The sequence below is a fragment of the Limnospira sp. PMC 289.06 genome, from assembly GCF_032350395.1.
Lineage (GTDB): Bacteria > Cyanobacteriota > Cyanobacteriia > Cyanobacteriales > Microcoleaceae > Limnospira > Limnospira platensis.
Map to the genome: position 1 here is coordinate 25077 of NZ_JARPLC010000003.1, position 10954 is coordinate 36030.

Annotated in this window: 7 protein-coding genes; 2 read left to right on the plus strand and 5 right to left on the minus strand. The window is 45.6% G+C overall.

The annotated features are described in order from the left end of the window. The first annotated feature begins 9 nt into the window (after positions 1-9). Positions 10-3075: a CHASE2 domain-containing protein gene (locus P5674_RS01340; RefSeq protein ID WP_014276802.1), complete on the plus strand. Its 3066-nt coding sequence runs from the start codon at positions 10-12 to the stop codon at positions 3073-3075. A gap of 21 nt (positions 3076-3096) precedes the next feature. On the opposite strand, the gene P5674_RS01345 is transcribed toward P5674_RS01340, so the two are convergent. Together P5674_RS01345 and P5674_RS01350 are read right to left on the minus strand one after the other, a co-directional pair. Beyond that, positions 3097-4422, minus strand: a complete 1326-nt coding sequence (locus tag P5674_RS01345) for a serine/threonine-protein kinase (RefSeq protein WP_172973449.1) — start codon at positions 4420-4422, stop codon at positions 3097-3099. A 97-nt stretch (positions 4423-4519) separates the two neighbouring features. Then, entirely contained in the window at positions 4520-4645 is a 126-nt protein-coding gene (locus P5674_RS01350) for a hypothetical protein (RefSeq protein WP_286131378.1), read from the minus strand. A gap of 273 nt (positions 4646-4918) precedes the next feature. On the opposite strand from P5674_RS01350, the gene P5674_RS01355 reads away from it, so the two are divergent. Continuing rightward, a complete protein-coding gene (locus P5674_RS01355; RefSeq protein ID WP_006618883.1) occupies positions 4919-5137 on the plus strand; it encodes a DUF4327 family protein in 219 nt (72 codons plus the stop codon). A 14-nt stretch (positions 5138-5151) separates the two neighbouring features. Here the strand turns inward: P5674_RS01355 and P5674_RS01360 are convergent, their stop codons facing one another. The 3 genes from P5674_RS01360 to P5674_RS01370 form a co-directional block, all read right to left on the minus strand. After that, a complete protein-coding gene (locus P5674_RS01360; protein WP_006618884.1) occupies positions 5152-6405 on the minus strand; it encodes a protein kinase domain-containing protein in 1254 nt (417 codons plus the stop codon). 9 nt (positions 6406-6414) lie between these two features. Further along, positions 6415-8634, minus strand: a complete 2220-nt coding sequence (locus P5674_RS01365) for a serine/threonine phosphatase (RefSeq protein WP_006618885.1) — start codon at positions 8632-8634, stop codon at positions 6415-6417. Between the two features lie 117 nt (positions 8635-8751). Further along, positions 8752-10779 carry an amylo-alpha-1,6-glucosidase gene (locus P5674_RS01370; protein ID WP_006618886.1) on the minus strand — a complete coding sequence of 676 codons (2028 nt, stop codon included), beginning with the start codon at positions 10777-10779 and terminating at the stop codon, positions 8752-8754. Positions 10780-10954: the final 175 nt, after the last annotated feature.

The following is a 10954-nucleotide window of genomic DNA, read 5'->3' on the forward strand; positions in this document are numbered from 1 at the left end:
GGAAATATTATGACTAAAATTATTACCCTAAAACTACATTCTGGTTCTCTCAAAATGGGATTTAATGTCAGTTTAGAAATTGCCGAAGAAGGTAAACCTGTATACCTGCAAAAATCAGGTGATTTACCGGCAAATAATCAATTATATGATGAGATCCGCCTCCTTGAGATGGCTTTAAATTCCGCACCGCACCGCACCCGCCTGGAAACCACAAAAAACCAGGTCAAAAATGTTTCCGAACCCGATAATTGCGCTAAAGCCACCCAAAGGGTGATTCAACTTTTCAACCAATGGCTAACCTATCCAACCTTTTCTTCTGTGCGCGATGAGCTTTTAACTGCTATTGCTAAAACCAGGAAATCTATTCGCCTTCTCATCGCCACTGATGATATTGTTACCCAACGTTTACCCTGGCATGACTGGAAAATCAGCACAGACAATTCCCACCTGGAAATAGGGTTTTGTGGTCACTCCTATAAGCAAATTCAGCCCGCAATTAAGTTTAACAAAAAAGTCAAAATCCTGGCAATTATTGGCGATGATAGCGGCATTAACCCCGCCGATGATTTAAAGGTTTTGGCAAAATATGGGGCGGCAATTACACCTTTAATTAACAGCACCAAGTCAGAAGTAATCGCCCATATTGGCAAACCAGAAGGATGGGATATTTTGTTTTTTGCGGGTCATAGCCATACTGAGGAAAGCCGGGGAGTTCTCAAGATAAATGATTCGGAATATTTGACCATTGACGATGTAAAAAATTCCTTAAAAACTGCCATATTTAAAGGTTTACAACTGGCAATTTTTAACTCCTGTGATGGCATCGGACTCGCCCGCGATTTGGCGAATTTAAATATTCCCCAGTCAATTTTTATGCGACAACCGATTCCCGACCTGGTAGCGACAATATTTTTGGAATACTTTTTAACAGATTATACAGGGGGAAATTCCTTATATTTATCGGTGCGAAATGCCAGGGAAAAATTAGAGGAATTCCAAGCAGATTTTCCGGGGGTTACTTCCTTCCCCGTCATCTATCAAAACCCGGCTGTTATCCCCCCAACTTGGCAACAACTGCGCTGGGGAAGGGGGAAACTACATCAGGTGATGCTGGCTATCGGGGTAATATTGGGGATTTTGCTAATGCGTTATTTGGGATTATTCGCAGGTTTGGAATTGCGAGCCTATGACCATTTTATGCTGATTAGCCCGCCGGAAAGCCAGGACGATCGCCTATTAATTATCACTGTTGATGAACCGGATATACAGTATCAAAACCAACAGGGAATGACCCGAAAAGGCTCCTTATCTGATGCGGCTTTCTCCCAAATTATCGCCAAAATTTTACCCCATCAACCCCGTGTTATTGGCTCTGATATTTATCACGATTTTCCGGTCGATCGCCATTATCCTGAAGTGGCGAGTTTTTTTAAAAATCACCCCAATTTTTTTGCCATTTGTCAAGATAGCGATCGCGATAATAATCATCTCGGTATCGCCCCGCCGCCGGAGGTTGCCCACACCCGCCTAGGATTCAGCAATGTCTTAGTAGATACAGATGGGATAATTCGCCGCCATCTTTGGTATATGAATCCCTCCCATGATACTCCTTGTCCTACTAACAAATCCTTCGCCCTACAAGTGGCTTTATCTTATTTAGAGGCGGAGGGAATCCAGCCGGAAGTGACACCCCAAGGGTATTTAAAATTAGGCGGGGTTTATTTAACTGCTTTGGAGCGGAATTTGGGAGGATACCACCAACTAGATACCCGTGGCTATCAAATGCTGTTAAATTATCGGTCTGGTGCAATTGCTGATACCATCAGTTTGACACAACTTTTAACCGAATCTATTGACCCCAATTTGGTGAGCGATCGCATTATTTTAATTGGCAATATCGCCCCCAGCTACAAAGACTTTCACCGGACTCCCATCACCCCCAGCTTTCAAATCCATCACCAAACAGCCGGGGTTTTCATTCAAGCCCAAATGGTCAGTCAAATTATCAGTGCCGTCCAGGATAACCGTCCCCTCATACAACCTATTCCTCGATCCCTTGAAATTATCTCGATCTTGGCTTGGTCATCCCTGGGTGGCGTGGTCGGGTGGCGCGTCCCTGGGGGGATGAGATTTTACTTTACAGTTGGAGGAATTATAGTTATTATATATAGTATCTGTTTTGTGAGCTTTCTGGCAGGGTATTGGATACCTCTGATTCCCTCTGGATTGGGTTTTGCCCTGACGGCAATCATCCTCACCAACCGGGACTCAGCCACCTGGAAGCATAACCACCATATTTTAACGGCGAGGGAATGGGCGTTTTTCGCTCTCCCCCCCCCGCCATTGACCGTTTTTATGATTTTTTTAAATAGGATTTTTGTGGGGATTTTCGCCCTGCCGTTGGCATTAAATACCTCCGACCTCCAGCTTTCCGATAGTCGGGAAACCCAGCCTTATAGAGCATTCCCTGACTCTGAGTATATCAGAGAACCTCTCAATTTTCGACTCCCAGATCGCGGTAGACCAGGCGATCGCACCAGTCAAGCTGGAGGTCGGGGAAACTGTACCAAAGACACCCAAATCACCGCTTTAGTTCCTTCCCAAAATTGGGGCTATACCCTATCCGATCGCCCCTCCTTTTGGTTTTACTTAACCGCGTCTAAAGATTCATCCTGGTCGGCGGAATTTGAACTACAAGACCATCAGAAAAACCGGCTGGTTGAATTGAGCTTAACTGTCAACCCCGGACTGATTGAAGTCACTCTCCCGGAAGATATCGCCTTGGAAACAGCGGAAACTAACTACTCTTGGCGGTTTTCACTTATTTGTGAACCGAGCGATCGCACGGGGGATTTAGTCGTCAGGGGTCAGGTTTTAAAACGGGAACTTGACCAGGATTTGCAAGCACAAATCCGAGACAAATTCGGTCGAGATTTGGCTCTAGTTTATGCAGCCAACAGTATCTGGTTCGACCTGTTAACTCTGGTGATGAAGTTCCGAGAAGAACAACCCCAAAATCCCCTATACAAAGAAGATTGGCAAGAATTATTGGAGGCGATCGGTTTGTCCCAATAGTCCCATGGAAATCTTGAGCGGTTAAATCTTCGTCGCAAATCCACAATAGGAATTGGGGTTATATTCGTGATACTCTTTTAATGCCGCTTCGCAGTCGTCTTGAGTCTCAAACCACTTGCTATAGACTTGGTAGGAATTATGGCTAGATAGGTTGCGATAGTTGGCGGACCAGAAAAAATCAGCTTGGTTGTAGCCGTCCTCCACCAGGGACTGACGCTTATTTTCCGCGTGGTGGGGAGTATAAAAAGCCGAATCTCCAATAAAATAAAATGATAGGGGGAGTTGATAGGTTTCCGCGATCGCTTCCGAGTTGTTCGGTTCTGACGGAGAGTGCCAAAATATGGTTAATCCTAAACCTGCCAGAATCCCTAAGATCACACCTACTATAGCCGGGATTTGCCAATCGGGTTGGCGTTGGGGTGGCCTCGGTGGGGTGGATTTGGGAAAAATTACCGTCGAAGGGGGAACAGAAATTTCCGTCGATGCTATGGGATGGGATAATCCTTCTAAGGCGGTGAGCATTTCTTGAGCATCAGAAAAGCGATCGCCAGGGTGAAACCGAATGGCGCGATCTAAAATATCCGCAAATTCCGCATTCACCGTTGGGACTAAGTGCCGCCATTGAATTTGCGCCGTGTTTGAGTCAATCGGTAACTCCTGGGGCGTTTTCCCCGTTAACATATAAATAGCAGTTACTCCCAGACTGAACAAATCACTGGCAAAAAATGGGTGTCCCGCCGCCTGCTCAGAAGCCATAAATCCCGGTGTCCCAATGACCAGCGACGGCGTAGGATTACCGCGAGAGTTTAACACAGTCCCCATAATCTCTTTAACCGCCCCAAAGTCAATCAAAACTGGTTTTTGGTCGGGAGATTGCAGGATGATATTGTCTGGTTTGATGTCTCGGTGAATTAGACCATGGCTGTGGATGGTGTGGAGGACTGGTAGCAGGTTTAGCAAAAGATCCCGGACTTCGGTTTCCGACATCGACCCCTGTTGCTGTATGCGACTGGTGAGAATTTCTCCTTCTATCCACTCCTGGACTAAGTAAAACTGTCCGTCTTCTTCAAAATAAGCATACAGGCTAGGAATGTGATCGCTAATTTCTCCTAATTTTTCTAAGACTGTCGCTTCCCGCCGAAAACGTTCGGTGATAAAATGATGAACATTGGGGTCATCAGCTTTCGGTTTTAAGCGTTTGATGGCACAACGGCGGCGAGAGGGCATTTGGTTGTCCTCCGCCAAAAACGTTTCCCCAAAGCCACCGCTGGCGATCGCCACTAGGATCTGGTAACGATTATTCAGGATCACAGTCGAGTTAGGTGGGGAGTCTGATGGATTTAGCATAGTCAAGACCAGGTAAAGTTGAATCACGCAACGCACCTATTGCATTAAATTCACTTTATGGGTATAATGGCTTTAGCACAGATGCCAAGGTGCAACTTTACTCAGCATCACAGGGTTTTTCCTCAAACCAACTGGCTGGCTGCGATCGTGCTGATTCTCTCAACGTGACGGCTTGTAATTCGTCATATTCCCGGGTCTGCTGATCATATCTTGTCTTAACCAAGACATTCTGCTACTATAGGTAGCTAAATTAGGTTTTTCTCCTTCAACCCACTATTTTGGGTGGGTGATGTCCTCCGACTTGCTTGTTAGAATCTTCGAGTAGCTCTCAACCACTGTGGAAAAAAAAGTTAGACATTTTTTGGAAAGTATGCTATCGTATAAAATCAGGAGGTGTCTTCCCCGAAAAAATGCAGCTCAATTAGGCATCGGTGCGACATAGCGTTAGGGGAAAACCCAAAAAGTTCTTTAAGATTTCAAAAATTGAAGAGGTATTATGAGCCAAAAGGTTATACACCCGATGGATAAGTTTCAGCGTCAGGTGCATTCCCTAGTGAAGTCTGACATTGTTAAACCTGAAGATAGCCTATGGAAAATAGCACTGCTATTTGGCGATAAATGGAAGTATTGGAAAGCGGAACTGATTGAATTCGGTTTTTCCATGCAAGATCCAATTAGTGAACTGTTGGCTGTTGATGTTTGGGATGAAGAATAAAACCCTGTGAAGCGTTAACATTTTGGTAAGCATTCTGCTAGTGCTGTAGCTAAGGCTGTAGCAGTCTGATAGCGATCGCGAGGGGTAAATCTAGTTACCCGTTTAATTACCTCGCGTAAGTCCGGGGTAATAGTAGGAATGCGATCGAGATCAAATCCGTATTCTTGGTCTTGTTTTCCGATATAATTTAGGGGACTCTCACCAGTCAATAAAAATATCAAAGTCGCACCGATCGCATATAAATCCGACTGAGTGAGTGGCTGTCCCCTATCTTGTTCTGGTGCGCTATAACCTTCCGCACCAATACGGGTTCCTGGGGGAGTACCAATTTCCTTAACCGCGCCAAAATCGAGAACAATAATCCGGCGATCGCGATGGCGCACCATCAGGTTAGCCGGTTTAATATCCCGGTGGATAATCGGGGGTTCTTGGTTATGGAGATAATCCAAAACTTCACAGGCTTGGATCATGTATTTAATGGCTATTTCCGGCCTGAGGGGTCCGCTTTGATAAACTTGTTTTTCCAGATCCTGACCGTGAATCATCTCCATAACTAAATACTTTTTACCCCCATGCACAAAAAAGTCATAAAACTTAGGGACTCCCTGATGATTAAGGGATTTAAGAGTTTTAGCCTCCCGCTCAAACAATTCTTGCGCCTTAGCGATCTTAGCCATATCTGCATTCATCTCCTTGACCACCACCAAAATTGGCATCGGCTTTCCGCCAAGAGTCTGAGGCGCATTAGCCTTGCTATTATTGCTATCCCAGGCTAAAGACGTGGTTCCCATACCTCCCTGACCAAGGGTTCGCAAAATCTGATAAGTTCGGATAGTCCGTTCTATCTTAATTGGCCAGCCGCAGTGAATACAGAATAGACTACCAGGGAGATTACCCTCATGATTACAATTAGGAGTATTAATAACCGGAGGGGGAGGCGGTGGCGGTTGTTCAATGGCGACCCGGAGTAAAGGTCCTCCCTTAGCCAATTCTAATAAAGCGCCATCAGCCAAGGGTCCCTGGCTGGCTAAAACACCATTAACAAAAGTCCCATTAGTTCCCCGGCTATTGAATATCCATCGAGAATTATGGGTAGTAGCAGACCTTTGTAAATCGAGATGGTATCGAGAAACCAGGGGATCGATAACCACAACGTGATTATCAGGGGCGCGACCAATTTTAACTAAAGACTCCGTTTCAAACCGCCATTTTTGAATGGGGTTGGTTCGAGTGCCATCAAGTAGGGTCAATGTCAAGATATCGGACATAATTAGAGTTTAGTCTCTGTGATGCACTAGGGCTCGCAGTGCGATCGCCGTAATATTGTCATGGCCGTTGTATTGGTTAGCTAAATCAATCAAGTCATCAACTCCCCGATCCAAATTAGTCTGGGAATCAATCAAAGGCTTCAGATGAGTTTGACAATAGGTTTCCACCAAATCATTATCTGTCAACCCATCAGAAGCCAGCAGTAGCAAAGTATCCTCAGTGATATCAAAAAATTCGATATCTGGTTTTAAATACTTGCCATCCCTAGGCCCCAAGGCTTGGGTAAGTTGATAAGCATCAGGACGGTTATAGGCAGTTTCCGGGTCTACACCTCTAGCAATTTCCCGCTGTCCGACTTCGTGATCAACAGTGATTTGTTCCAAACCTTGACTGCAGGTAAAACGGTAAAGGCGACTATCTCCCACATGAGCGATCGCCACCTGAGTATTAGCTACAATCACTAATACCAAAGTAGTACCCATGCGACCACTACCAGAACGAGTCCCCTGCATATTAACCCTATAGATAGCCTCATTAGCCTCAGCGATCGCATGGTAGATTAATTGTTCTGAGGGTAAACTATCACTATCAGCCCAGTGAGTCTGAAAATATTCTTTCAGGCTCTGTACAGCCATACGACTAGCCACCTCTCCCCCCGCGTGTCCACCCATACCATCACATAGGATATATAAACCACGAGCATAGAGAGTCTGACTACCCGGCATTTCCTGACGATCTAACAAAGTTTGCAGACCAAAGGAGTCCTGATTTTGCGATCGCTCTTTTCCCACATCTGTACGACCAGAAGCCTGTAAATCCAACAACTGAGGCAACCTAGGAACCGTTGGTGCATCTCCAATTTGTCCCGAAGAAGATCCCGTAGTCGGAACATCTGTCTGTAGACGAGTTACAGACGAGCGCTGAGGTGCTGTTGTCGGTTGCTGTGGTGGTGTCAGTTCTGCTATAATTTCATCTAACTTTAAGCGTAATTCTTCAACCCGCTGAAATTTGTCCTCCCGTAGATCCCGCAACATTTGCGTAATCGAACCCATCAAAGTGCGTCCAGATAATTTAAATAGACTTTGCCAAAGTTGTCCTAAATCCGCCACAGTCGGCATCTTTTCCGGGTCATCAGCGTACAACTGTTTAATAAATAAACTGCCAGGAGCAGTGCCAGAAATTGCCAAATTATCCAACCGCAATAAACTTTGGCGATAGTCAACAGGTTCCAGAACGTACCAGAGTTGCGTCATCTGTTGTAACCAAGCCACAATTTGTTGAAGTGGAGTCTGGATATCGTGCCACTTTTGTTCAAAATCCGGCAAATCCGAACAATCTTCCAACAACACGATCGCCTGATACTCGTCTTCCCAGGCATCATGTACCTTGGGAAAATGTTGTGGGTAGCTATAGTATAAATCCCAATACACTTGCGCCGCCGCCATTACCAAAGCCGACCTATTTTGGCGATCATCCCCAGTCAACTGCAAAGCCGCCAGCGGAGACATCTGCAAAGGTTGACAATCCAAAACCGGGACCCTTGCCATTTCCCCCACCGGCAAAGGTGGCAGGGGTTCTAGCAGTTTATATCGCCCTTGGGAATCCAAATAAACAGGTTTATCCACCACAGTAGCTTCTTCAGACGTATCAACTTCAGCTATATCAGCCAGAGAAGTCGAGGGGGGAAATAATTCCGTATCCGTCGAGAGCAAATCCCGATCGCCCACCTGTTCAACATTAGACATCTGGAATAATCCCACATCCTCCTCCTCCTCCTCCTCCTCCTCATCCTCATCAGAGAGTGACACAGCCAGAGAATCATCCCCTAGGGTCTCTAAAAGGGAATGGGTATCATAGTCATCAGCTAACATCAGATTAGAGTCTGTTGCTGTCACCTCAGCACCCGGTAAAGTAGTGATCACATCCCAATTCGAGGAAATCTGATCCTCAACCCCATCAACTCCACCCATGAGGTGATCAAAGTTATCTGTTGCCGCCAAGTTTGGGGGTATCTGTTGGGGGGCAGATTCCTGATATGGCTTATGGCACCATATAACCGCCTGCCACACCTTTCCAGTTTTAGCCCCACAGTTCCAACAATCGAGCTGATCAAGCGAAACTTGGCAGCTACACTGAGGACAAGACCTATAGGTTAAAGATGTGCCACAGCTTTGGCAAAATTTATGATGGTCTGGGTTTTCAAACTGACATTGGGGACAAACAAGCATTTTTGGGGTTCCCCGTAGCGATTGTTTCCATTTTGACATATTCCCGACCCTAACCAGAAAGTTAGCGCCGGATTTTTGATACCCGCCGCCTGATAGTTGGCAAGCAGCAACAGGCAATCAGGCCCCTTGATCAGATTCTAACTCAAACCAGGCTCTGAGAACTTCTGCAACCGTCCAGGCTTGAGCAAAACATCCCCGCGCAGATATGGGGGGATCGCCGTCAAAAATTTCGCTGAGGGTGCCGAGTCCATGATTATTGAGATGATCAGCCATCGGTTCTAAAAATGACTGTGCTTGAGAGCGATCGCCGTAGACATGAAAATGAGCCAATGCAAACGGACCTTGTAGCCATCCCCAAACAGTGCCCTGATGATAGGCTCCATCCCGTTGCAGCTGATCACCACCATAGACACCCTGATATTTCGCATCTTCTGGAGATAGACTGCGAAGACCATAAGATGTTAGCAGTTTCTGGCTACAGATATCTACTACCTGACGTTGCTGTGACGGCGTGAGTAGGCAACTATAGCCCATTTTCCCTAATTGAGGCAGAGAGATCGCGAAAATTTGATTAGGTCGCAGTGAGGGATCATCTCCCTCGGGAGTGTCCAGAACATCATAACAGTAGCCTGTCTGTGGATTCCAGAATCGCGAGAAGCCTTCGGCGGTTTTTTTTGCCCAGGTTTCATAGTCCTGACTGGGTTTATCCAATATTTTGGCAATACGGATCATGATCTGTAGGGCATGATACCACAGGGCATTAACTTCAATCGGTTTGCCAACTCTTGGGGTCACTACCCAATCGCCCACTTTGGCATCCATCCAGGTTAGTTGTGAACCCGGTTCTCCTGCATACAGTAGTCCGTCTTCTGGATCAACTTTGATATTATAGCGGGTTCCTTGATGATGCCAATGGATGATCGAATCTAAGACCGGGAAAAGTTCTGCTAATAAGTTAATATCTAGCGTATGGTCGAAATAGGCCCGGATGCTATCCCAATACCAGAGAGTCGCATCGACTGTGTTATAGTCGGGCGTGTCTCCTACTTCTGGGAATCGGTTGGGCAACATTCCGCGATCGACATAATGGGAAAAGGTTTGTAAAATCGTGCGAGCAATATCTGCGCGTCCGGTAGATAGGGTCAAACCGGGTAGGGATATCATCGTGTCTCGTCCCCAATCTCCAAACCAGGGATAACCTGCAATTATCGTTTTTCCTGGGGTTCCGTCTTTCAGGGTGCGATCGACTATAAACTGATCTGCAGCTAGTATCAGTTGACTTATCCAATCTGGTCGCTGTGCTGGGGGTGACTTATACTCCAATAATACCCGGTCTTTTTGGCGCTTCGCCTCCAACTCCGTCATAATATCCAGATTAGGATCCGCTTTCGTGCTGGCAATCACAGTTAGCGCGCTTCCCGGTGTCAGAGTTGTATGTAAAGTGCAAGCGTGGAGGTGGTCTTCCGTCCAGTCCATTCCTCGGTAACGTTCTATTGCCAAATCATATCCATAGTACCAAGGATTACCCGGCGTAGAAATCATTACCTCTTCTTCCCCACTTCCCTGGGTGAACAGATACAGAGGGTTAGTATCAGGGAATAATCGAATCTCTACCCCTTGTGATCTCGATTTAATATCAATCTGACAGTTATTGGCATTATTGGCATTAGTATTGTAGTGGTGATCCCGATGATTGACCATCGCTTTGATCGACAAACTTATGGCTCTTGTAGCCCGGAGTAAGGTATATTTGACATAGGTTGTATTTTCACCTGTTCTCATCCATATTCGTTTTTCTAGCAAAGCATCTCCACAAGCAAAGTCCCACACAGGAATAGTCCCCTCTAGTCGAAAGTGTTGAATATGCTTGAAACCTTCGGGATCTACTTTGCCGTCAGCCCACCTATTTGTATAAATTGGAAAAAATTGCTCATCATAGCTGACTGTTTCATCTAACTTGGTTAATAACAGGGTTCGATTGAGAGGAGGATTTAAAGCCGCTATCATTAATCCATGATAACGGCGGGTCAACATTCCGCTCACCGTCCCCGCACCATAACCCCCAATACCATTAGTGATTAACCACTCTCGACATTCACTGGAGTTCAGATAATTGCAAATTTCTCGACCAAATGCTAAAACCATGTTCTATCTTGAATTTCTGTGGTGTAGATTACTTAAATGTATTATAATCTATCTTTAAATAAAAATTAAATTAATTCAGATCCCCATGTCATGATCAATAATATAACTTACCTAAGCCAGATCTGGTTTAGTTGTTAGTATCCCCATCATGATCGGGATTGTTGATATTCCTACG